The 20,780-nt window shown below is 64.7% G+C and carries 21 protein-coding genes; 17 read left to right on the forward strand and 4 right to left on the reverse strand.

The features are described 5' to 3' along the window. The 7 genes from EOA75_RS10210 to EOA75_RS10240 all read left to right on the forward strand — a co-directional run. Nucleotides 1–1,075, forward strand: a 1,075-nt coding sequence (locus tag EOA75_RS10210; protein ID WP_164747335.1) for an ABC transporter permease, incomplete at its 5' end; no start/stop codon positions are given. Nucleotides 1,076–1,077: 2 nt separating this feature from the next. Next, complete coding sequence (locus tag EOA75_RS10215; protein WP_067003269.1) at nt 1,078–1,848, forward strand: ATP-binding cassette domain-containing protein; 771 nt, start codon at nt 1,078–1,080, stop codon at nt 1,846–1,848. Between the two features lie 83 nt (nt 1,849–1,931). Continuing rightward, complete coding sequence (iolG, locus tag EOA75_RS10220) at nt 1,932–2,924, forward strand: inositol 2-dehydrogenase (RefSeq protein WP_067002875.1); 993 nt, start codon at nt 1,932–1,934, stop codon at nt 2,922–2,924. A 32-nt stretch (nt 2,925–2,956) separates the two neighbouring features. After that, a complete protein-coding gene (locus EOA75_RS10225) occupies nt 2,957–3,751 on the forward strand; it encodes an SDR family oxidoreductase (protein ID WP_127215324.1) in 795 nt (264 codons plus the stop codon). Nucleotides 3,752–3,903: 152 nt separating this feature from the next. Further along, nucleotides 3,904–4,170 (forward strand): type II toxin-antitoxin system Phd/YefM family antitoxin, encoded by a 267-nt coding sequence (locus EOA75_RS10230; RefSeq protein WP_067323907.1) that lies wholly within the window; start codon nt 3,904–3,906, stop codon nt 4,168–4,170. Next, nucleotides 4,167–4,589, forward strand: a complete 423-nt coding sequence (locus EOA75_RS10235) for a type II toxin-antitoxin system VapC family toxin (RefSeq protein WP_127324194.1) — start codon at nt 4,167–4,169, stop codon at nt 4,587–4,589. The genes EOA75_RS10230 and EOA75_RS10235 overlap by 4 nt, the downstream gene beginning before the upstream one ends. 279 nt (nt 4,590–4,868) lie before the next feature. Then, nucleotides 4,869–5,960, forward strand: a complete 1,092-nt coding sequence (locus EOA75_RS10240; protein WP_067323911.1) for a 3-deoxy-7-phosphoheptulonate synthase — start codon at nt 4,869–4,871, stop codon at nt 5,958–5,960. 21 nt (nt 5,961–5,981) lie between these two features. Here EOA75_RS10240 and EOA75_RS10245 read toward each other — a convergent pair whose 3' ends face one another. After that, nucleotides 5,982–6,617 (reverse strand): LysE family translocator, encoded by a 636-nt coding sequence (locus EOA75_RS10245; RefSeq protein ID WP_095776900.1) that lies wholly within the window; start codon nt 6,615–6,617, stop codon nt 5,982–5,984. 125 nt (nt 6,618–6,742) lie between these two features. Here EOA75_RS10245 and EOA75_RS10250 point away from each other — a divergent pair, with 125 nt between their 5' ends. After that, nucleotides 6,743–7,444, forward strand: a complete 702-nt coding sequence (locus EOA75_RS10250; protein ID WP_095782142.1) for a YafY family protein — start codon at nt 6,743–6,745, stop codon at nt 7,442–7,444. A 12-nt stretch (nt 7,445–7,456) separates the two neighbouring features. Here EOA75_RS10250 and EOA75_RS10255 read toward each other — a convergent pair whose 3' ends face one another. Continuing rightward, on the reverse strand, nt 7,457–8,566 hold the full coding sequence (locus tag EOA75_RS10255) for a Gfo/Idh/MocA family oxidoreductase (RefSeq protein ID WP_067323919.1): 1,110 nt from the start codon (nt 8,564–8,566) through the stop codon (nt 7,457–7,459). A gap of 158 nt (nt 8,567–8,724) precedes the next feature. Between EOA75_RS10255 and EOA75_RS10260 the strand changes: the two genes are divergently transcribed. The 9 genes from EOA75_RS10260 (at nt 8,725) to phnN (ending at nt 18,406) form a co-directional block, all read left to right on the forward strand. Next, complete coding sequence (locus tag EOA75_RS10260; protein ID WP_067323921.1) at nt 8,725–9,570, forward strand: MurR/RpiR family transcriptional regulator; 846 nt, start codon at nt 8,725–8,727, stop codon at nt 9,568–9,570. 155 nt (nt 9,571–9,725) lie between these two features. Next, nucleotides 9,726–11,660, forward strand: a complete 1,935-nt coding sequence (gene iolC / locus EOA75_RS10265; protein ID WP_127324195.1) for a 5-dehydro-2-deoxygluconokinase — start codon at nt 9,726–9,728, stop codon at nt 11,658–11,660. A 51-nt stretch (nt 11,661–11,711) separates the two neighbouring features. Further along, nucleotides 11,712–13,562, forward strand: a complete 1,851-nt coding sequence (iolD, locus tag EOA75_RS10270) for a 3D-(3,5/4)-trihydroxycyclohexane-1,2-dione acylhydrolase (decyclizing) (protein ID WP_127324196.1) — start codon at nt 11,712–11,714, stop codon at nt 13,560–13,562. A gap of 174 nt (nt 13,563–13,736) precedes the next feature. Next, nucleotides 13,737–14,651, forward strand: a complete 915-nt coding sequence (gene iolE / locus EOA75_RS10275) for a myo-inosose-2 dehydratase (RefSeq protein ID WP_095799076.1) — start codon at nt 13,737–13,739, stop codon at nt 14,649–14,651. Between the two features lie 64 nt (nt 14,652–14,715). Next, the gene (locus EOA75_RS10280; RefSeq protein ID WP_067003268.1) at nt 14,716–14,928 is read left to right on the forward strand and encodes a hypothetical protein; all 213 of its coding nucleotides are present in this window, start codon (nt 14,716–14,718) and stop codon (nt 14,926–14,928) included. A 14-nt stretch (nt 14,929–14,942) separates the two neighbouring features. Continuing rightward, complete coding sequence (gene iolB / locus EOA75_RS10285) at nt 14,943–15,755, forward strand: 5-deoxy-glucuronate isomerase (RefSeq protein WP_127240032.1); 813 nt, start codon at nt 14,943–14,945, stop codon at nt 15,753–15,755. A 150-nt stretch (nt 15,756–15,905) separates the two neighbouring features. Next, nucleotides 15,906–16,613 carry a DUF1045 domain-containing protein gene (locus tag EOA75_RS10290; protein WP_127240031.1) on the forward strand — a complete coding sequence of 236 codons (708 nt, stop codon included), beginning with the start codon at nt 15,906–15,908 and terminating at the stop codon, nt 16,611–16,613. 30 nt (nt 16,614–16,643) lie between these two features. Then, nucleotides 16,644–17,783: an alpha-D-ribose 1-methylphosphonate 5-triphosphate diphosphatase gene (locus EOA75_RS10295; protein ID WP_127324197.1), complete on the forward strand. Its 1,140-nt coding sequence runs from the start codon at nt 16,644–16,646 to the stop codon at nt 17,781–17,783. Further along, nucleotides 17,780–18,406, forward strand: a complete 627-nt coding sequence (gene phnN, locus EOA75_RS10300) for a phosphonate metabolism protein/1,5-bisphosphokinase (PRPP-forming) PhnN (protein ID WP_164747336.1) — start codon at nt 17,780–17,782, stop codon at nt 18,404–18,406. The genes EOA75_RS10295 and phnN overlap by 4 nt, the downstream gene beginning before the upstream one ends. Nucleotides 18,407–18,548: 142 nt before the next feature. On the opposite strand, the gene EOA75_RS10305 is transcribed toward phnN, so the two are convergent. Together EOA75_RS10305 and EOA75_RS10310 are read right to left on the reverse strand one after the other, a co-directional pair. Further along, nucleotides 18,549–19,544, reverse strand: coding sequence for an ABC transporter permease (locus tag EOA75_RS10305; protein WP_067323934.1), 996 nt, complete (start codon nt 19,542–19,544; stop codon nt 18,549–18,551). Then, on the reverse strand, nt 19,541–20,780 hold a 1,240-nt coding region (locus tag EOA75_RS10310; RefSeq protein ID WP_164747337.1), incomplete at its 5' end, for a sugar ABC transporter ATP-binding protein. The genes EOA75_RS10305 and EOA75_RS10310, both read right to left, overlap by 4 nt.

Genomic DNA, 20,780 nt, shown 5'->3' on the forward strand with positions numbered 1-20,780 from the left:
GTCACAGACATCGCATGGCATTGGCGGGCTGAGCTATGACGCCAAGAAGCGCCCCTGGCCTGCCGAGTTCAACGTGTTTCTGGCGCTGGTCATCCTGGTCGGCGCATTCGAGCTGATCGGCCGCGTCTTCCTCGGCGACAGCTTCCTCTTCAACACCCGCGATAACGTCGATGCTATTTTCAACGAGCAGCGGCTGCAGATCATCATCCTGCAGGTGTCGATCGTCGGCATCATCGCCATCGGCGTCACGCAGGTGATCATCTGCGGCGGCATCGACCTGTCCTCGGGCTCGATCGTCGGCGCCACCGCCATGATCGCCATGAGTTTCGCGCAGGTTGCGACCGTCAACGGCAATCCCAACCCGAAGGCGATGTTCATTGACTACGGATGGACCGACCTGCCGGTCATCGTGCCGCTGCTGGTCGCGATCGGCTGCGGGCTGATTGCCGGCCTGATCAACGGCGCCCTGATCGCCTACACCCGCATTCCGCCGTTCATCGCCACGCTCGGCATGATGGTCACGGCGCGCGGCATCGCCAAATGGTGGTCGAAGGGCCAACCGATCTCGTTCCCGACCGACAGCTTCGCGGCCATCGGCAAGGGGCTGATGCCGGTCATCATCTTCATTTCACTGGCGATCCTGTTCCAGCTCATCCTGAGCTACACCCGATACGGCAAGCATTGTTACGCCATTGGCTCCAACGAGGACGCCGCGCGCATGTCCGGCATCAAGATCGCCAACCACAAGGTGCTGGTCTATGTGATTGCCGGCATCCTCGCCTCGATCGCCGCGGTGGTGCTCTCCTCCAAGAACCTCACTGCCCAGGCCGGCATGGGCGTGATGTACGAGCTCGACGCCATCGCCATGGCGGTCATCGGCGGCGTCTCGCTCTCGGGCGGCCGCGGGTCTATCATAGGCACGGTGATCGGCTCGCTGATCTTCGGCGTCATCATCTCCGGCTTCACCTTCCTGCGCCTCGACGCCTACTATCAGGAGATGGTCAAGGGCGTGATCATCGTCGGCGCAGTCGTTCTCGATCAATGGCGCCAGCGCCGCCGGGCGATAGGAGCTTGACCATGTCCGATATCGTTCTGAAGACCGAAAACCTCACCAAGCATTATGGCGGCGTTCACGCGCTGCAGGAGGCGAATTTCGAGCTGCGCAAGGGCGAGCATGTCGCCATCATGGGCGACAACGGCGCCGGCAAGTCGACCTTCGTGCGCCAGATCACCGGCGTCGAGCAGCGCACCGACGGCAAGATCTGGTTCGACGGCAAGGAAGTGAACTTCGCCGGCCCGATCGAGGCGCGCGAGGCCGGCATCGAGACCGTGTTCCAGAACCTGGCTCTGGCCGACGACCTCGACGTGCCGTCGAACCTCTTCCTCGGCCGGGAGAAGGTGCTTTTCAACCTCGGCCCCTTCTCGATTCTCGACCGCAAGGCGATGCGCAGGGCGACGGAGGCGGCGCTGATCCGCACCGCGGTGAAGATCCCGAACCTTTCCAGCACCATCCGCCACATGTCGGGCGGCCAGCGCCAATGCGTGGCGATCGCCAGGACCGCAACCTTCGCCTCCAAGCTGATCATCATGGACGAGCCGACCGCAGCGCTTGGCGTGCAGGAAACGGCGCAGGTCGAAAACATCATCCGCACGCTGAAGGAGAACGGCGAGCCGCTGATCCTGATCAGCCACAACATGCGCCAGGTCTTCGACCTGGTCGACCGCATCGTCGTCTTCCGGCGCGGCCGCATCGTCGCCAATTTGCGCAAGCAGGACACCGACGGCAACGACATCGTCGCTTACATCACCGGCGCCAAGACCGGGCAGGCGGAGCTTCAGGCCGCCTGACCAGGCGCCACGACGGGACCAGACCAAATCGTCCGCGCCGGCCGGCGCGGACACGTTTTAGAGCCACCCTCAAAGGACATTCCATGACTCTCCGCTTCGCTCTTCTCGGCGCCGGCCGTATCGGCAAGGTGCATGCCCGCGCCGTAGCCTCAAACCCGCAGGCCAAGCTGGTGGCCGTGGCGGACGCCTTCGAGAAAGCGGCGACGGAGCTTGCCTCCGCCTATGGGGCCGAGGTGCGCAGCATCGACGCCATCGAGCAGGCCAAGGACATCGACGCCGTCATCATCTGCACGCCGACCGACACTCACGCCGACCTCATCGAGCGCTTCGCCAGGGCCGGCAAGGCGATCTTCTGCGAGAAGCCGATCGACCTCGACGTCAAGCGCGTCGAGCAGTGCCTGGCCGTGGTCGACAAGGCCGGCGCTACGCTGATGGTCGGCTTCAACCGCCGCTTCGACCCGCATTTCGCCGCCGTCCGCAAGGCGATCGACGACGGCGCCATCGGCGATGTCGAGATGGTCACCATCACCTCGCGTGATCCGGGCGCGCCGCCGCTCGACTACATCGCGCGATCCGGCGGCATTTTTCGCGACATGACCATCCATGATTTCGACATGGCGCGCTTCCTGCTCGGCGAAGAGCCGGTTGCCGTCAGCGCGCACGCCTCGGTGCTGGTCGACAAGAAGATCGGCGAAGCGGGCGATTTCGACTCCGTCAGCGTCATTCTGGAAACCGCGTCCGGCAAGCAGGCCGTCATCTCCAACTCGCGCCGCGCCACCTATGGCTACGACCAGCGCATCGAGGCGCACGGCTCGAAGGGCATGGTTGCGGCCGAGAATCAGCGGCCGGTGTCGATCGAACTCGCCAACGACAAGGGCTACACGCGCCCGCCGCTGCACGATTTCTTCATGACCCGCTACATCGACGCCTACGCCAACGAGATCGCTTCCTTCATCGCCGCCGCGACTGCCGGCAAGAAGGCGGCGCCGAGCGGCAAGGACGGGCTGGTCGCCTTGAAGCTGGCTGATGCCGCCTTGGAGTCTGCCAAGACAGGCAAGACCGTCCGCGTCGCCTGAAGGTTTGAAACTCGATTACAGGAGCCAGAGCGATGAACGGTCTAGCCGGTCGCAATTCAGAAACGCGCGCCATCGTCACCGGCGGCGCGCAGGGCATCGGCTTCGCCGTCGCGGAAGCCTTGGCCGACGAGGGTTGCCGCGCGCTGGCGCTGGTCGGCCGCTCGCAGGACAAAGGTGACAAGGCGGTCGCAGCGCTCAAGAAGAACGGTGTCGATGCCATCTTCATCAGCGCCGATGTCGCCAAGGTCGCCGACTGCAAGCGCGCCGTCGCAACGGCGCTCGCGCATTTCGGCACTTTGAACGCGCTGGTCAACGCCGCCGCCACTTCGGCCCGCGGCTCGTTGGTCGAGACATCGGAAGAGCTTTTCGACCAGATCTTCGACACCAATGTGCGCGGCCCCTTTTTCCTGATGCAAGGCCTCGTCGCGAATCTCCTGGAGCGCAGGGCGCCGGGCTCGATCGTCAACGTGCTGTCGATGTCGGCGCATGCCGGCCAGTCCTTCCTGACGCCCTATTCGACCAGCAAGGGCGCGCTGATGACGCTGACCAAGAATGTCGCCAGCTCCTACCGGAAAAACCGCATCCGCTGCAACGCGGTGCTGCCCGGCTGGATGGATACCGAGGGCGAGGCGATCGTGCAGAAGAAGTGGCACGATGCGCCGGACGACTGGCTGGAAAAGGCCGAGGCCGCGCAGCCGATGGGCCAGTTGGTCAAGCCGGCGCAGCTTGCCCGGCTGATCACCTATATGCTCAGCCCGCAGGCCGGCGTCATGACCGGCTCGCTGGTCGATTATGATCAAAACATAGCTGGCGTGATCGGGGAGTAGTGACACGAGTAGCCTTCCACAAGCCGGCCAGCTATGGGTGGAGATGAGATCAGCCTCGTGCGCCCAAAGGTACGCGGCCCCTGAGAGCCCCTGTTGCCGCAGCATCGCTATTCCGGTATAGTCAAGATGGTCAGAGTAGTCATGAGATTGAGATGCTGCCCGGACCGAAAGAAGATACGAGCTGGACGGTCGCTGGGGCAAAGGCCCGGCTCTCGGAGGTAATAGATCGGGCGCAATCTTCGCCTCAGACGATCACCCGTAACGGCAAACCAAGCGTTGTCGTCGTGTCCGCAGAGGAATGGCGGCGGAAGACCGCCCGCAAAGGAACGCTTGCGGAGTTCCTCCTGGAGTCGCCGCTGCGCGGCGCCGATCTCGACCTTGAGCGTCAACCCGACGAACCGCGTGATCAGCCGCTTTGAGGCTTCTGCTCGATACCAATGTCCTGTCAGAGGTGACGAGGCCGGCGCCGGATGTAGGCGTTCTAAAGTGGCTGGACGGGCTTGATGAGGATCGATCATTCATCAGCGTCGTGTCGATCGCCGAGATCCGGCGCGGCGTTTCCCTCATGGATGAGGGCCGCAAACGAGAGGCACTGGCCGAATGGCTCGCTCGAGATTTGCCGCAGCGCTTCGAGCAAAGGGTTTTGCCGGTGGACGAAGCCGTTGCCTTGGCCTGGGGCGACCTGATGGGCCTTGCCAAGCGCCGCGGTCGCGGTCTGTCGTCGATGGACGGTCTGATCGCCCCCACCGCGATTGCGAAGCAGCTCACCTTGGCAACGCGTAATTCGAAGCATTTCGAAGGCTTTGCAATCGAACTTTTCGATCCATGGTCTGCATGAACCGCTGCATGATGCTCTCTTTTTTCCCGAGGCCACGGAGCACGGCGCAAACCAAGCAAATGCTTAGCTTCATGAGGACGTGACAAGCGCCTCGGCATCGACTATATGAGCCGCATGATCCACCTGACCGCCTCGTTTTGGTACTTTAGCTACGGTAGCTCGCTGGCGGCGGGAGGATTGCGCTCGATCTGAAGATTGCAGCATCTAATCCGAAAAGCCGCCAGACCTGGCGGCTTTTTCGTTTCAGCCGGCAGGTCTCCTAACCAGGAGCAGAAAGCCGTGTTGACCACCACAGACGACCTACGGGTCAAGGAACTCAAAGTCCTGAGCACGCCGGACGACGTGATGCGCGAGATACCGCGCTCGCTCACGGCGACGCGCACCGTTGCTGCGTCACGCAACGCCATCCATTCCATCCTGACCGGGGCCGACGATCGACTGGTCGTCATCGTCGGCCCTTGTTCCATCCACGATCCGGTCGCCGCCGTGGACTACGCCAGCCGTCTGGCGGCGCTGCGCGAGGCCCTGGCCGACCGGCTCGAGATCGTCATGCGCGTCTATTTCGAGAAGCCGCGCACCACGGTTGGCTGGAAGGGCCTGATCAACGATCCCGACCTCGACGGCAGCTTCAACATCGACAAAGGCTTGCGGATGGCGCGCAACGTGCTTTCCGCCGTCAACAATCTCGGCCTGCCGGCGGCGACCGAATTCCTCGACATGACGACGCCGCAATACATCGCCGACCTCGTCGCGTGGGGCGCCATCGGCGCGCGCACGACCGAAAGCCAGATCCACCGCGAGCTGGCGTCGGGCCTCTCTTGCCCGGTCGGCTTCAAGAACGGCACCGACGGCAATCTGAGAATCGCCGGCGAGGCGGTGAAGTCCGCTGCGCAGCCGCATCATTTCATGGCGGTGACCAAGGGCGGCCGCAGCGCGATCGCGGCGACGACCGGCAACGAAGACTGCCATGTCATTCTGCGTGGCGGCGTAGCGCCGAACTACGACGCGGCAAGCGTCGACGCGGCCGCCGCGGAGCTCGGCCGCATCGGCATCGCGCCGCGCCTGATGATCGATGTCAGCCACGCCAACAGCGGCAAGAAGCCGGAGAACCAGCCGAAAGTCGCGCACGACGTGGCGGGCCAGGTCGCAGCGGGCGACGAGCGCATCATCGGAGTCATGATCGAGAGCAATCTCGTCGCCGGCCGTCAGGACGTCGTGCCCAGCAAGCAGCTCACCTACGGCCAGAGCATCACCGACGGCTGCATCGATTGGGCGACCACCGAAACGGTGCTGCACGGACTTGCCGGCGCCGTCGAGTGGCGCCGGTCGGTGAAGCGCGAACTGCTCGCCACCCGTCAGGGCGCCGCCTGACAACCCTGGCGAGGGCGGCGTTCACGCGGCCCTCAGCCCTTCCCATGCGGTGAATACCGAGACCGCGAATAGAAGCAGCCCGGCCGCACGGCCGGCAATGACCGTTGCCCGCGGATTGCCGACCAGAAGCGCCCGGCTGCGCCCGGCGGTGATGGCGAGGCCGCCGTAGATTCCTGCTTGTGTGACGACAGTCAGCAGTCCCATGATGGTCGCCTGCATCCAGATCGGACCGTAAACCGGCTTCAGGAACTGCGGATAGACGGCAAGGATAAACAGATAGGCCTTGGGGTTGATCAGGCAGGTGACCAATCCCTGGCGAAAGGCTTTCCAGGCGGAGCGGCTGCCGGCGGGCCCGTCATCGCTGACGGTGATCGAGCTGCGCATCAGCGAAATTCCGATATAGGCCATGTAAGCGGCGCCGGCGATCAGCAGCGGTTTGAACAGGACCGGCACGAAATGAATCAGCAGCCCGACGCCGATCGCCCCGTTCAACGTATGCACTACGCCGCCGAGCATAATGCCGCCGGTCGCCGCCAGCCCCCTGTCGCGCCCCCCGGTCAGCGCATTGGCCAGCACGAACAGCATGTCCATGCCCGGCACGGCGATGATGCCGAACAGCAGGATGAAGAACAGCCAGAGATTTTCCGTGTAACTCATGTCAGTTGCCTGTCGCGGCCCGCCAAGGACGCTGAGGAATCTGTTGATTTTCAAACTGATGCGCGGCCCTATAGGTCATCCCAACTGACGGGGGTGTGTCAGTTGCGTTTCGATCGAGTGGAAAAATGCGCAAGGCCTCGCGCCTGTTCGAAATCATCCAGATCCTGCGGCTGGCCAAGAAGCCGGTGACCGCGGCGACGATCGCCGAGCAACTGGAAGTGACGGTGCGCTCGGTCTATCGCGATATCGCAGCGCTGCAGGCGATGCGGGTGCCGATCGAGGGCGGGCGCGGCATAGGCTATATCCTGCGCCCCGGCTTCGACCTGCCGCCGCTGATGTTTTCGATCGAGGAGATGGAGGCGATCGTGCTGTCGCTGGCGCTGCTGGAACGCACCGGCGATGACGAGCTCAAGCAGGCGGCAAAGCGCGTTGGCGCCAAGATCGCCGGCGCCGTGCCACCGCCCTTGCGCCAGACGCTCGACGCCAACGCTCTTCATGCCTGGGGTTTTTCGCCTGCGGCCGCGGCGGTCGATCTGGCGCTGGTGCGCCGCGCCATCCGCGACGAGGAGAAGCTCGACCTCGCCTACCGCGACGAAGCCGGCCGCGACACACAGCGTATCGTCCGCCCGATCGCGCTGATCTACTACGCCGAGACCGCCAACATCGTCGCTTGGTGCGAGCTGCGCCAGGCCATCCGCAATTTCCGCAGCGACCGCATCGAGGATTGCCAGCCGACCGGCCTATGGTTCAAAGGCGAAGGCGATCAACTGCGGCAGGTTTGGGTGGACGGCTGGGAGATCAATGCAGCAGCCGCCGCCGGCACCTGAAGGGGAGCCAGCTCACCTCACATCCACCCAGCGCTGTTCCTGGAACGAACGCGCCATCGCATGCACGGTCCGCTCGATCTCCAGCCCCTCGTCGAAGTCGATGGTCCGCGCCGGCTTGCCGGCGATCCGCATCAAAAGCTCGCGGCATTCGATGATCTTAAGGTCGTTGAAGCCGAGGCCGTGGCCGGGCGCCGGCACGAAGGAATCGTAGGGCTTGTGGTGCGGCGCCAGCAGGATCGTGCGGTAGCCCTGCTCGGTCGGCCGGTCGGCGGTCAGATAAAGTTGGAACTCGTTCATTCGCTCCTGGTCGTAGAGGATCGAGCCTTTCGAGCCGAAGATCTGGAGGGCGATACGGCCCTTGCGGCCCCAGGCCGAGCGGTTGACCAGCAGCGTACCGGCGACACCGTTCTCCAGATGCATCAGAACACTGGCGATATCGTAGGTCTCGACCGCACGGCGGCCGCCGGAGGCGACGCGCCGGTCGGCATAGGGTTTCGCCATGTCGCACATGACGCGAGCGACGCGGCCGAACAGCACTTTGATCAGCGACAGCGGATGCACCGCGAAATCGTCGAGCGCGCCATAACCGGAAGCCGCCTCATGCTTCCAGAAGAACAGCGCCTCGGGATCGGCCATGAAATCCTCGTCCATCTCGATGCGCACGAGATTGACATCGCCGATGATCTTTTCCTCAAGCAGCGCGCCGATGTGGCGGATGGCCGGGTTCTGAATGTAGTTGTAGCCGAGCACGGCAGCCTTGCCGGATTTGGTCGCTGCCTTCGCCATCGCCTCGGCCTCGGCAAAACTCGGTGCCATCGGCTTCTCGCACCACAGGTGCTTGCCGGCTTCGAGGATGGCGATCGCCATTTCCGGATGGAACTGGTTGGGCGTGGTCAGCGACACGACATCGACCTCCGGATCGTTGACGACGGCACGCCAGTCGCCCGAGCCTCGAGTGAAGCCGAACTCGGCCGCTTTGCGCTTTGCAAGCTCGTCGTTGACCTCACCCAGATGCACCAGCCTCGCCTTCTCGACATCGGGAAAGACGGTGCCGACCGCGTTCCAGGCAATGGCGTGGCACTTGCCCATGAAGCCCGTGCCGATGAGGCCCACTCCGACCATGTCGATTGTCTCCGCTGAAGGGGAAGAATTCGCATGGATGAATTAATCCATTTCAGTCGAGAATGGAACGTCCAAATCATTTTTTATGGTGTTCTTGCGCGAAACCGCTATGATGAGGCAGGAGAGGGAACACCAGCATGGCCGTGGGCGGAGCGACGATGGACGGACGGGTGCCTCGCGATTTCGAGACCTTGCGCACGACGATCCTGGAGCGGCGCACCAGTCTGCCCAAGCGCATCGCGCAGATCGCCGCCTATGCGCTGGACAATCCCGACGACATCGCCTTCGGCACGGCGGCGAGTATCGCGGCTTCCGCCGGCGTCCAGCCCTCGACGCTGATCCGCTTCGCCCAGCAGCTCGGCTTCGACGGTTTCACCAGCCTGCAGCAGGTGTTTCGCGAGCGGCTGCGCGAACGCAATTCGTCTTATGACGAGCGGCTGGCGGCGCTGCGCGCCAAGGCCGAGGAAGGCGCCGGACACCGGGCGATCTTCGACGGCTTCGTGGCTGCCGCCAGCACCTCGCTCAGCGACATTTCGCGCGCGCTGAACGATGCGCATTTCGAACAGGCGATCACGCTGCTGGCAAAGGCCGAGACAATCTATGTGCTGGCCAAGCGCCGCTCCTATCCGGTCGCCTCCTACATCGCCTACGCGCTTGGCAAGCTCAAGATCCGCAACCAACTGATCGAGTCGGCCGCGGGCTTGAATGCCGAGATGATCGGCTTCGCCACGCCGCGCGACGCCGTCATCGCCATCAGCTTCTCGCCTTACGCGCCTGCGACCATCGAGGAGACGCGCTCGATCGCCGAGCAGGGCGTGCCCATCGTCGCCATCACCGACAGCTCGTTCTCGCCGCTCGCCCAATTCGCCAAGGTCTGGTTCGAGGTGGCCGAATCCGATTTCGGCGGCTTCCGCTCTTTGTCGGCAACGATGGCGCTTGCCATGGCGCTGACCGTTGCCGTCGGCGAAAAGCGGCGCGACGCCGGCCGCAAGCGCAAGGCCTGAGCGGCCCCGAACGGGCGTTTTTCCGTCAGGGAACACTCATTCCATATTGACTATGGATTGGAATTATTATTTCATATTGACGGTGTCACGCCGCCGTTCGCGCGTGCTGCCCAAAACGACGCTGCTCTGCACAACAAAGCCGATGGGAGGTTCGAATGGGCGAAGCCGTGGAAGCGAAATATCCGCCGCTCGACGTCATCACGATCGGCCGCGCCTCTGTCGATCTCTACGGCCAGCAGATCGGCTCGCGTCTGGAGGACATAACCTCCTTCGCCAAGTCGGTCGGCGGCTGCCCGGCCAATATCTCCGTCGGCACGGCAAGGCTCGGCCTGCGCTCGGCGCTGCTCACTCGCGTCGGCGACGAGCAGATGGGCCGTTTCATCCGCGAGCAGCTCAGGCGTGAGGGCGTCTCGGTCGACGGCCTGAAGACCGACAAGGAACGGCTGACGGCGCTGGTGCTGCTTTCCGTCGAGGACGAAGGCGTCTCGCCGATGATTTTTTATCGTTCGGATTGCGCCGATATGGCGCTCGCCGAAGAGGACATCGACGAGGCTTTCATCGCCTCGGCGCGCGCCGTGGTCGTCACCGGCACCCATTTCTCGCGTCCCAACTCGGATGCCGCACAGCGCAAGGCGATCCGTTTGATGAAGGCCAAGGGCGGCAAGGTCGTGTTCGACATCGACTACCGCCCGAACCTCTGGGGGCTCGCCGGCCATGCCGAGGGCTTCGAGCGCTACGTCAAGTCGGACCGGGTCTCGGCGCAGCTGAAGACGGTGCTGCCCGATTGCGACCTCATCGTCGGCACCGAGGAGGAAATCATGATCGCCTCCGGCGCCGACGATTGTCTGAGCGCGCTTAAGACGATCCGCACGCTGTCGGCCGCTACCATCGTGCTCAAGCGCGGTGCCAAAGGCTGCATCGTCTATGACGGGCCGATCAGCGACGACCTCGAGGACGGTATCGTCGGTGAGGGCTTCCCGATCGAGATCTACAACGTGCTCGGCGCCGGCGACGCCTTCATGTCAGGCTTCCTGCGCGGCTGGCTCGGCGGCGAAAGCTTTGCCACGGCGGCGACCTGGGCCAATGCCTGCGGCGCCTTCGCCGTGTCGCGCCTGCTGTGCGCGCCGGAATATCCCACCTTCGAGGAGCTGCAGTTCTTTCTGAAGCACGGCAGCAAGCACTTGGCGCTGCGCAAGGACGAGGCGATCAACCACATCCACTGGGCGACGACGCGCCGGCGCGACATCCCTTCGCTGATGGCGCTCGCTTGCGACCACCGCGTCCAGCTGGAAGATGTCGCGGCCAGGGTCGGTGCAGATGTCTCGCGCATCCCCGACTTCAAGGTGCTCACCGTCCAGGCGGCGGCCAAGGTCGCCGCTGGTCGCGACGGCTACGGCATGCTGATCGATGAGAAATACGGCCGCGATGCCATGTTCGAGTTCGCCCGCCATCCCTTTGCCTGGTTAGGTCGGCCGGTCGAGCTGCCCGGATCGCGGCCGCTGCGCTTCGAGTTTTCGCAGGACATCGGCTCGCAGCTCACCGAATGGCCGGTCGACCATTGCATCAAGTGCCTCTGCTTCTATCATCCGGATGATCCGGAGGCGCTGAAGACAGAGCAGCAGCAAAAACTGCGGACCCTGTTCGAGGCGGCGCGGAAAGTCGGCAGGGAACTGCTCGTCGAGATCATCGCCGGCAAGCACGGCACGCTCGACGACACCACCATTCCGCACGCCCTTGAAGAACTCTATGCGCTGGGCATCAAGCCCGACTGGTGGAAGCTCGAGCCGCAGGCCTCGGCAGGCGCCTGGGCCAGGATAGAGCAGGTGATCGTCAAGCACGATCCGTGGTGCCGCGGCGTCGTGCTGCTCGGTCTGGAGGCGCCGCAGGACGAGCTGGTCGCAGCCTTTGCCGCCACGGCCAATGCGCCGGTCGTCAAGGGATTTGCGGTCGGTCGCACCATCTTTGTCAATGCCGCCGAACAATGGCTGGCCGGCAAGATCTCGGATGACGAGGCTGTCGCCGACATGGCCTCGCGCTTCGAGCAATTGACCGAGGCATGGCTTGCAGCGCGCGGCCGCAAAGCAGCATAAGAAGAACGGGCAGCATATTAGGCGGCACAGGGAAAGCCGGAGGAAACGACAATGACCAAGACCGTTCGCCTGACGATGGCGCAGGCGCTGACCCGCTTTCTCAGCCGCCAGATGACCGAGATCGACGGCAAGAAGGCGCCGATCTTCGGCGGCGTCTGGGCGATCTTCGGCCACGGCAATGTCGCCGGCATCGGCGAGGCGCTCTACCAGGTCCGCGACGAGCTGCCGACCTTCCGCGCCCATAACGAGCAGGCGATGGCGCATGCGGCGATTGCTTACGGCAAGGCGAATTTCCGCCGCCGCTTCATGGCCGCGACCACCTCGATCGGCCCCGGCGCGCTCAACATGGTGACGGCTGCGGCGCTCGCCCACGTCAACCGCCTACCGGTGCTGCTGCTTCCCGGCGATGTCTTCGCCAACCGCTTGCCCGACCCGGTGCTGCAGCAGGCCGAAGATTTCTCCGACGGCACGGCGAGCGTCAACGACTGTTTCCGCCCCGTCTCGCGCTATTTCGACCGCATCACGCGGCCGGAGCAGATCATCCCGGCGCTGAACCGCGCCATGCAGGTGCTGACCGATCCGGCCGAATGCGGCCCGGTCACGCTTTCGCTCTGCCAGGACGTGCAGGCGGAGGCCTATGATTATCCGGAAAGCCTGTTTGCCGAGCGCGTCTGGACGCCGCGCGGGCTGCGCCCGGATCGCAACGAACTGGCCGTCGCCGTCGCGGCCCTGAAGAACGCCAAGAAGCCGCTGGTGATCGCCGGCGGCGGCGTCCTCTATTCGCAGGCTTCCGGAGAGCTGGCCAAGCTGGTGCAGGGCGCCGGCATTCCGGTTTGCGAGACGCAAGGCGGCAAATCCTCGCTGCCCGACGATCATCCGCTCAACATGGCGGCCGTCGGCGTCACCGGCACATCAGCGGCCAACCGGCTGGCGGAAGAGGCCGATGTGGTTCTTGCCGTCGGCACCAGGCTGCAGGACTTCACCACCGGCTCCTGGGCGCTGTTCAAGAATGCCGGCCGCACCATCATCGGGCTCAATACCCAGGTCTTCGATGCCGGCAAGCACTGGGCGCTGCCGCTGGTTGCCGACGCCACCGAAGGGCTCGCCGAGCTTTCCGCCGCGCTGAAGGGCTGGAAGGCGCCGACCGCCTGGACCGACAATGCGCTGAAGGGCAAGACGGAATGGCAGGCTGCCGCCGCCAAGGTGACGGCCTCGACCAACGCCGCCTATCCCTCCGACGCGCAGGTGATCGGCGCCGTGCAACGCGTGATGGGCTCGGGCGTCACGCTTTTGCATGCCGCCGGCGGGCTGCCCGGCGAATTGCACAAGCTCTGGCAAGCGGGCGCGCCCGGTTCCTATCACGCCGAATACGGCTTCTCGACCATGGGCTACGAGATCGCCGGCGGACTCGGCGTCAAGATGGCGAAACCCGACCAGGAAGTCGTCGTCATGGTCGGCGACGGCTCCTATCTGATGCTCAACTCCGAGATCGCGACGTCGGTGATGCTCGGCCTGAAACTCACCATCGTGTTGCTCGACAATCGCGGCTATGGCTGCATCAACCGGCTGCAGATGGCGACCGGCGGCGCCAGCTTCAACAATCTTTTGAAGGACGCTCGCCACGAGGTGATGCCCGACGTCGACTTCGTCGCCCATGCGGCAAGCCTCGGTGCCGTCGCCGAGAAGGTGGCCTCGATTGCTGAACTCGAGACGGCGCTAGCCAAGGCGAAGGGCCACGACAAGACCACCGTGCTGGTCATCGACACCGATCCGCTGGTGTCGACCGAGGCCGGCGGCCACTGGTGGGATGTTGCCGTGCCGGAAGTCTCGTCGCGGCCGCAGGTGAACGCCGCGCGCAAGGCGTATGACGAGAAAAAGCTCATGCAGAGCTTAGGTGATTGAAGCTGGCGCTGCCCCTCACCCTTGCCCTGCTCCCCGTGAAGAACGGGGAGCAGGGGGCCGCCACCGCTGAAGCCTGTCCCTTCTCCCCGTCATTTCCAGGGAGAAGGTGCCGGCAGGCGGATGAGGGCAGCGCCGACGAGCGAAAGTTGAACGATCCGAACCTGGAGTGACGACTTGAAAGCCAAACTGGGCATGTCTCCCATCGCGTGGTGGAACGACGATCTCGTGGAATTGAGCGATGATGTGTCGTTGGAGGAGTGTTTGCGCCAGTCGCGCTCGGCCGGCTTCACCGGCATGGAGATGGGCCGCCGCTTCCCCAACGACCCGAAGGTGATGCTGCCGATCCTGAAAGAGGCCGACGTCACGCTCTGCGGCGGCTGGTTCTCCGGCACGCTGGTCGATGAGGACCTGGCAAGCAACAAGGATCGCATCCAGCCGATGATCGACCTGTTCAAGGCGGTCAACGCGCCCTGCATAGTCTATGGCGAGGTCGGCCGCTCCATCCAGGGTGACCGCTCCAAGCCTCTTGCCACCAAGCCACGGCTTTCCGGCGACGAGATGAAGGCCTATGGCCGCCGCGTCACCGAATTCGGCGAATGGTGCGCCGACCAGGGTATGCCGCTTTCCTACCATCATCACATGGCGGCCGTGATCGAGACCGAGCCGGAACTCGATTCCTTCATGCATCATTCCGGCGAGGGCATCCCGCTGCTGCTCGATGCCGGCCACCTCGCCTTCGCCGGCGGCGATGTGTTGCGCGCCATCGACAACCACCACAAGCGCATCAACCACGTCCATGTGAAGGACGTGCGCATGAACGTGATCGACGGGCTCGACCGCACGAAACAGTCCTTCCTCGATGCCGTCGCGCTCGGCGCCTTCACCGTGCCCGGCGACGGCTCGCTCGATTTCGGCGCGATCGTCCAGCGCTTCGCCGACTACGGCTATGAAGGTTGGTTCGTGGTCGAGGCCGAGCAGGATCCGAAAAAGAACCCGCCGCTGAGGATGGCTGAGGTCGGCCATAAGGAGCTGATGCGGGTGATGACGGCCGCCGGCTATACGGTCGAGACGCAGGGCTTCCCGGCCTAAACGAGTGGATTCGTCCGGCCGCTCGGTCTATCTGATGCGTTTGGACAAGTCCCGGATTGGCGCGATGAAAGACTATGAGCACCCCTTCTTCCGACCGCTGTGGCGGCGCATTGCCGTCGTCGCCGTCTGCCTAATCTGGTCGGTGATCGAATTCGCCTCCGGCACGCCGTTCTGGGGGGTAATCGCGCTCGGCTTCGCCGGTTACGCGGTGTGGCAGTTCTTCTACCTCTACAAGCCGGCCGAGGAGCCCAAGCCTCCGGCCGAGCCGAAGGAATGACCCAGGAGACAAAAATGTCGAAACTGCTCGTCAAGGCCGACAAGGGCCACGGCCACGTCGCCCACGTCACCCCGCAAAGCGCGGGCTGGACTTACGTGGGTTTCGATCTCCACCGCTTGCGGCCGGGCGAGACGGCCGCCGGCAAGACGGGCGAGCGCGAGGTCTGCCTGGTGTTCGTCACCGGCAAGGGCCAGGCTGCGGCCGGCGGCAAGGATCTCGGCCTGCTCGGTGAGCGCATGTCGCCCTTCGAGGGCAAACCCTGGTCGGTCTATGTGCCGCAAGGCTCCGACTGGTCGGTGACCGCCGACACCGAGCTGGAGCTTGCGGTCTGCTCGGCGCCCGGTCTTGGCGGCGGCCTGCCCGCCCGCGTCATTGCGCCCGACGATCTCGGTCAGGAAGTGCGCGGCAAGGGCACCAATACCCGTTACGTCACCAACATCCTGCCCGAGGGCAAGCCGGCCGACTCGCTGCTGGTGGTCGAGGTCATCACGCCCGGCGGCCATACCTCCAGCTATCCGCCGCACAAACACGACCAGGACAATCTGCCGGCCGAGTCCTATCTCGAGGAGACCTATTACCACCGCCTCAACCCGCCGCAGGGTTTCGCCTTCCAGCGCGTCTACACCGACGCCGACAGGAATGGAGTGCGCGATCTGGACGAGGCGATGGCGATCGAGGACGGCGATGTCGTGCTGGTGCCGAAGGGCTACCACCCGTGTGCGGCCTGCCACGGCTACGATCTCTATTATCTCAACGTCATGGCCGGCCCGAAGCGGACATGGAAATTCCACAACGCCGCCGAGCATGAGTGGCTGATGAAGGCGTGAGATTTTTCATAGCGCTCAACCTGTTGGTCCAGTTCGGGAAAATCGTCGGCTAAGGACCGCCGGAGCCTGGGTTGCCTTCGAAAACCCATGAAAGCTTCGTCAATCCGTCATGGAAATCACCTATGGCAGCGGGTCTGACGAGGATTTTCGATGCGCTATGCCATTTACTTTACCCCGAGGCAGGATGAGCCGCTGGCGCGGATCGCCGCCAACTGGCTGGGGCGCGACCCGTTCGGCGCGCCGACGCGGCCGGTCGAGGGTGTGGGTGACCTGTCGGCGGCGGAAGTTGCCTTCCACACCGCCTCGGCACGGCGCTATGGCTTCCACGCGACGCTGAAGGCGCCGTTCCGGCTGGCGCCGAGCGAAACGGAAGCCTCGCTGCGGGCGGCGCTCGACGATTTCGCCGAGGCCACGCCACCAGTCGTCATCCCGCGTCTGGTCGTCGGCCAGATCGACGGCTTTTTCGCGCTGGTGCCGGAAAGTCCTTTCAAGCCGCTCAACAGTTTCGCCGGCGAGGTCGTGCGCGCTTTCGACCGCTTCCGCGCGCCGCTGACCGAGGCCGAGATCGAGCGCCGCAGCCCAGACTCGCTGAAGCCGGATGAGTTTCGCAACCTCTGCCAGTGGGGTTATCCCTACGTCTTCGAGACGTTCCGCTTCCACATGACGCTCTCCGGACGGGTCGGGCCACAGGAAAGCCCGCGCCTTCGCGCTGCAATCGACAGCCTGTTCGCGGATGTGCTGCCGCGTCCGGTGCCGGTGGATGCGCTGACGCTGTTCGTCGAAACCGAACCGGGCGCGCCATTCATGGTGCTCTCGCACCACGTGCTTGGACGCGGCCCGGCCAGAAAAACCGCCTGATGTCCGCCCGCCTCAGATAGGACTGCTGAAATGACCGCCGAGACCGTTTTGAACAATGCCCGCATCGTGCTGCCCGACGAGATCGTCGCGGGCTCGCTGCTGCTGCGCGATGGACTGATCGCCGCGATCGAGCCGGGTGCGGCCCGCACCGGCGAGGACATGGGCGGCGACTACATCATCCCGGGCCTCGTCGAGCTGCACACCGATCACCTCGAAGGCCATTACGCGCCGCGTCCGAAAGTGCGCTGGAACCCGATCGCCGCCGTGCTCGCCCATGATGCGCAGGTGGCCACCGCCGGCATCACCACGGTGCTCGACGCCCTGCGTGTCGGCATGGACGAGGATGCCGACCTGAAGTCCGACGACGTGCGCAAGCTCGCGGACGCGATCGAGGACAGCATGCGCCAGGATCGGCTCAGGGCCGACCACTTCATCCATCTGCGCTGCGAGGTCTCGGCGCCGGACTGCCTCGAGGCCTTCGCCAATTTTGAGACCGACGACAGGTTGAAGCTCGCCTCGCTGATGGACCATGCGCCGGGCCAGCGCCAGTTCGTCGATCTCGAGACCTACGCCTATTACTACCAGCGCAAGCTGAAGCTCACCGACCGCGACTTCCAGAAATTCTGCGCGAAGCGTATGGCCGAATCGGCCAAGAATTCCGGGCCGAACCGCGTATTCATTTCCGCCGCCTGCCGCGAGCGCGGCATCGTGCTTGCCAGCCACGACGATGCGACGGCCGGCCATGTCGACGAGGCGGTGGAGCAAGGCGTGCGCGTTGCCGAATTCCCGACCACCGAGGAGGCGGCGAGGGCCTCGAAGGCGGCAGGCCTCGGCGTGCTGATGGGCGCGCCCAACGTCATGCGCGGCTCCTCGCATTCGGGCAATGTGTCGGCGCGCTCGCTTGCCGGCGACGGTTTGCTCGACATCCTGTCGTCCGACTATATCCCCTTCAGCCTGATCCAGTCCGCCTTCTTCCTCGGCGATGTCGTGGAAGGCATTTCGCTGCCGCAGGCGGTCGCCATGGTCTCGAAGAACCCAGCGGAAGCGGTCGGCCTTAGCGATCGCGGTGTCATCGAGCCCGGCCGGCGCGCCGACCTCGTGCGCGTGCGCGTCGACCAGCATGTGCCGGTCGTGCGCAACGTCTGGCGTCAGGGCAGGCGCGTCGCATGATGGTTTCTGCGCTGATCGAACGAGAGCTCACCGAGACCCTTCCGATCCGCAACGGCGTCTTCGTCGTGGTGGTCGGGCCGAGCGGCGCCGGCAAGGACACGGTGATCGGCTACGCCAAGGCGCATTTTGCCGGCGAGACGGGGCTGGAGTTCGTCCGCCGCGTCATCACCCGTCCGAGCGACTCCGCCAGCGAGGACCACGATACGCTGGCCGACGCCGCCTTCGCCGAGGCGGAAGCGGACGGCGCCTTCGTCATCTGCTGGGACGCGCACGGCCTGCGCTATGGCCTGCCGGCCGATGTCGATTGGGCGATCGCCAATGGTCATGTCGCCGTTGCCAACGTTTCCCGTGCCGTCATCCCGGCGCTGCGTGAGCGCTATGCCAACCTGGCGGTGGTCGAGATCACCGCTGCGCCGGAGATCCTCGCCGAGCGGCTGGCGGCGCGCGGCCGTGAATCGCGCGGCGAGGTGCTGGCGCGTCTGGCGCGCAGCACCAGCGTGACGCTTTCCGGGCCGGATGTCACCTCCATCGACAACAGCGGCGCCAGGGAGATCGCCGGCGAGCGTTTCGCCGAGGTGCTGCGCAAGGCGATGGCGTTTTCGGACCTTTCGGACATGATCTGAGGTGTATTGATTCAGGTGATGCCGGCTTGCGAGTGGGAGGTTGGGCCGAGACTTGTTGATGTCGGCGCCAACGCCAAAAAAATGTGTGCAGCACGCGAAGTTGGAATTTGCCCCGCTGCCTACCGAGATCGGACGAGGGAAGCTACTCCGCCGGCGCGCCGGCGACATTCCGGCGCGACGCCTCCATCATCCGCCGCCGGGCGCGGAACACACCCCACTGCTGGTCGACCAGCACGCCGATCAGGATGACGCCGCCCATCACCGCGAAGTTCAGTGAGGACGGGATGCCGAGCAGATTGACGAGGTTTTGCAGTTCCTGCAGCAGCACGGTGCCGAGGATGACGCCTACGAGCGAGCCCTCGCCGCCGCGCAGCGAGAAGCCGCCGAGCACCGCCGCGGCGATGGCGTAGAGCTCATAGAACTGGCCGTGGCTCGCCGGCGAGATCGAGCGCGTGTACATGGCGAAGTAGATCGCCGACAGCGCCGTCAGCACACCGCAGATCACGTATGCCGCGATCACCACGCGCCCGGTGCGGATGCCCGAATACTTCGCCGCTTCCTCATTCTTGCCGATGGCATAGAGATAGCGTCCGAACACCGAGCGGTGCAGCACCACCCACATGACGATGGCGATCACGATCAGCGCGATGAAGGAATTCGGCAACCCGCCGGAGCGGCCGGCGGTCAGAAATTCGAGATCCGGGAAATTCTGGCCGAAAGCGAAGCCCGCCGTGCCGTCGGCGGTGTAGAAGCGGGCGACGCCGCGGTAGATCAGCAGGCCGCAAAGCGTCACCACGAAGGGCTGCATCTTGAGCCGCGTGATCAGCCAGCCATGCACGAAGCCGATGATGGCGCCGAGCACGATGATCAGCACGAAGGCCAACGGCCAGTCCATCTCGCGCACGGCGATGAAGTCGATGAACAGCGTGCCGAGCAGCGCGATCAGCGAACCGACCGAAAGCTCGATGCCGCCGGTGATAATGACGAAGGCCTGGCCGATCGAAAGGATGCCGAACAGCGCGACCAGGTTGGAGGTGTTGGCGAGATTGATCGTCGACAGGAAGCGCGGATTTATAGCCGTGACCACCGCGCCGACCACCAGGATCAGGACCAGCAGGCCGAGGTCTTTCTTGCTCATTGCGCTCCTCCCGCGGCTTGCGCCAGCTTCGGCTTCTTGCCCACCGCGAGCAACAGCACGTTCTCCTGGCTGAAATCGTCCCGGTCGAGAATGCCGGAGATCTGCCCCTCATGCATGACCGCGATGCGGTCCGAGACGCCGATCACCTCTTCCATGTCGCTGGAGATCATCAGCACCGCGACGCCGGCATCGGCCAGCGCCCGCATCAGCGCGTAGATCTCGGCCTTGGCGCCGATATCGATGCCGCGCGTCGGCTCGTCGAGGATCATCACCTTGGGGTTCATCGCCAGCCATTTGGCCAGAACCACCTTCTGCTGGTTGCCGCCGGACAGCGTGCCGGTGCGGGTCAGGACCGATGGCGCCTTGATGCCGAGATCCTTCTTCTGCTTCTCGGCGGTGGCGAGCTCCGCGCTGGTCGACACCAGCGAGCGCTTCGCATGCGCCGGCATATTGGGCAGCGAAATATTTTGTGCGATCGAGAGGTCGAGCAGGATGCCGGTTAGCTTGCGGTCTTCGGGCACCAGGAAGATGCCGCTCGCCACCGCATCGGCGGCCGATCCGACATTGATCTCCTTGCCGTCCAGCGCGACACTGCCGCCGAGCCGCTCGTCGATGCCGAACAGGACGCGCGCGAGCTCCGTGCGGCCGGAGCCGACCAGCCCGGCAAGCCCGAGGATTTCGCCGCGCCGAAGCTCCAGGTCGACCGGGTGGTCGGGATAGGCGCTGGTGCGCACCGCTGTCGCCGAGAGTGCGACGCCGCCCGGCGCGCGACCCGCCTCCGCGGCTTTCTCGCGCTCCTTCAGCATGCGCCCGATCATCAGCTTGACCATCTGGTCGTGATTGATGTCGCTCTTCGGCAGCGTGCCGGCCAGCATGCCGTCGCGCAGCACCACGACGCGGTCGGCGACGCGCTCGACCTCGTGCAGGCGGTGCGAGATGAAGATGACGCTGATGCCTTCCGCCCGCAGTCCCTTGATCACGTCGAGCAGCTTTTCGGTCTCGGCGATCGGCAGGCTGGAGGTCGGCTCGTCGAGGATCACCAGCCGCGCCTTGATCGACAGCGCCTTGGCGATCTCGACCATCTGCTGCTGCGCCAGCGACAGCGAGGCGACCGGCGCGTCGGCCGAGAAATTGGCGCCGACGCGTTTCAGGAGCGGCGCCACCATCTCGCGCAGCTTGGCGCGGTCGACCAGCCTCAGCGGCCCGGCCTTCAGCGGCTCGCGGCCGAAGAAGATG

The sequence above is a fragment of the Mesorhizobium sp. M1A.F.Ca.IN.022.07.1.1 genome, assembly GCF_003997575.1.
Classification (GTDB): domain Bacteria; phylum Pseudomonadota; class Alphaproteobacteria; order Rhizobiales; family Rhizobiaceae; genus Mesorhizobium.

What these genes read in the sequence shown, in the direction of transcription:
- EOA75_RS10215 (WP_067003269.1), top strand. Translation starts at nt 1,078, where the DNA reads ATGTCCGATATCGTTCTGAAGACCGAAAACCTCACCAAGCATTATGGC.
- iolG (WP_067002875.1), top strand. Translation starts at nt 1,932, where the DNA reads ATGACTCTCCGCTTCGCTCTTCTCGGCGCCGGCCGTATCGGCAAGGTG.
- EOA75_RS10225 (WP_127215324.1), top strand. Translation starts at nt 2,957, where the DNA reads ATGAACGGTCTAGCCGGTCGCAATTCAGAAACGCGCGCCATCGTCACC.
- EOA75_RS10230 (WP_067323907.1), top strand. Translation starts at nt 3,904, where the DNA reads ATGCTGCCCGGACCGAAAGAAGATACGAGCTGGACGGTCGCTGGGGCA.
- EOA75_RS10245 (WP_095776900.1), bottom strand. Translation starts at nt 6,617, where the DNA reads ATGAGTTACACGGAAAATCTCTGGCTGTTCTTCATCCTGCTGTTCGGC.
- EOA75_RS10250 (WP_095782142.1), top strand. Translation starts at nt 6,743, where the DNA reads ATGCGCAAGGCCTCGCGCCTGTTCGAAATCATCCAGATCCTGCGGCTG.
- EOA75_RS10255 (WP_067323919.1), bottom strand. Translation starts at nt 8,566, where the DNA reads ATGGTCGGAGTGGGCCTCATCGGCACGGGCTTCATGGGCAAGTGCCAC.
- EOA75_RS10260 (WP_067323921.1), top strand. Translation starts at nt 8,725, where the DNA reads ATGGACGGACGGGTGCCTCGCGATTTCGAGACCTTGCGCACGACGATC.
- iolC (WP_127324195.1), top strand. Translation starts at nt 9,726, where the DNA reads ATGGGCGAAGCCGTGGAAGCGAAATATCCGCCGCTCGACGTCATCACG.
- iolD (WP_127324196.1), top strand. Translation starts at nt 11,712, where the DNA reads ATGACCAAGACCGTTCGCCTGACGATGGCGCAGGCGCTGACCCGCTTT.
- EOA75_RS10280 (WP_067003268.1), top strand. Translation starts at nt 14,716, where the DNA reads ATGAAAGACTATGAGCACCCCTTCTTCCGACCGCTGTGGCGGCGCATT.
- iolB (WP_127240032.1), top strand. Translation starts at nt 14,943, where the DNA reads ATGTCGAAACTGCTCGTCAAGGCCGACAAGGGCCACGGCCACGTCGCC.
- EOA75_RS10290 (WP_127240031.1), top strand. Translation starts at nt 15,906, where the DNA reads ATGCGCTATGCCATTTACTTTACCCCGAGGCAGGATGAGCCGCTGGCG.
- EOA75_RS10295 (WP_127324197.1), top strand. Translation starts at nt 16,644, where the DNA reads ATGACCGCCGAGACCGTTTTGAACAATGCCCGCATCGTGCTGCCCGAC.
- phnN (WP_164747336.1), top strand. Translation starts at nt 17,780, where the DNA reads ATGATGGTTTCTGCGCTGATCGAACGAGAGCTCACCGAGACCCTTCCG.
- EOA75_RS10305 (WP_067323934.1), bottom strand. Translation starts at nt 19,544, where the DNA reads ATGAGCAAGAAAGACCTCGGCCTGCTGGTCCTGATCCTGGTGGTCGGC.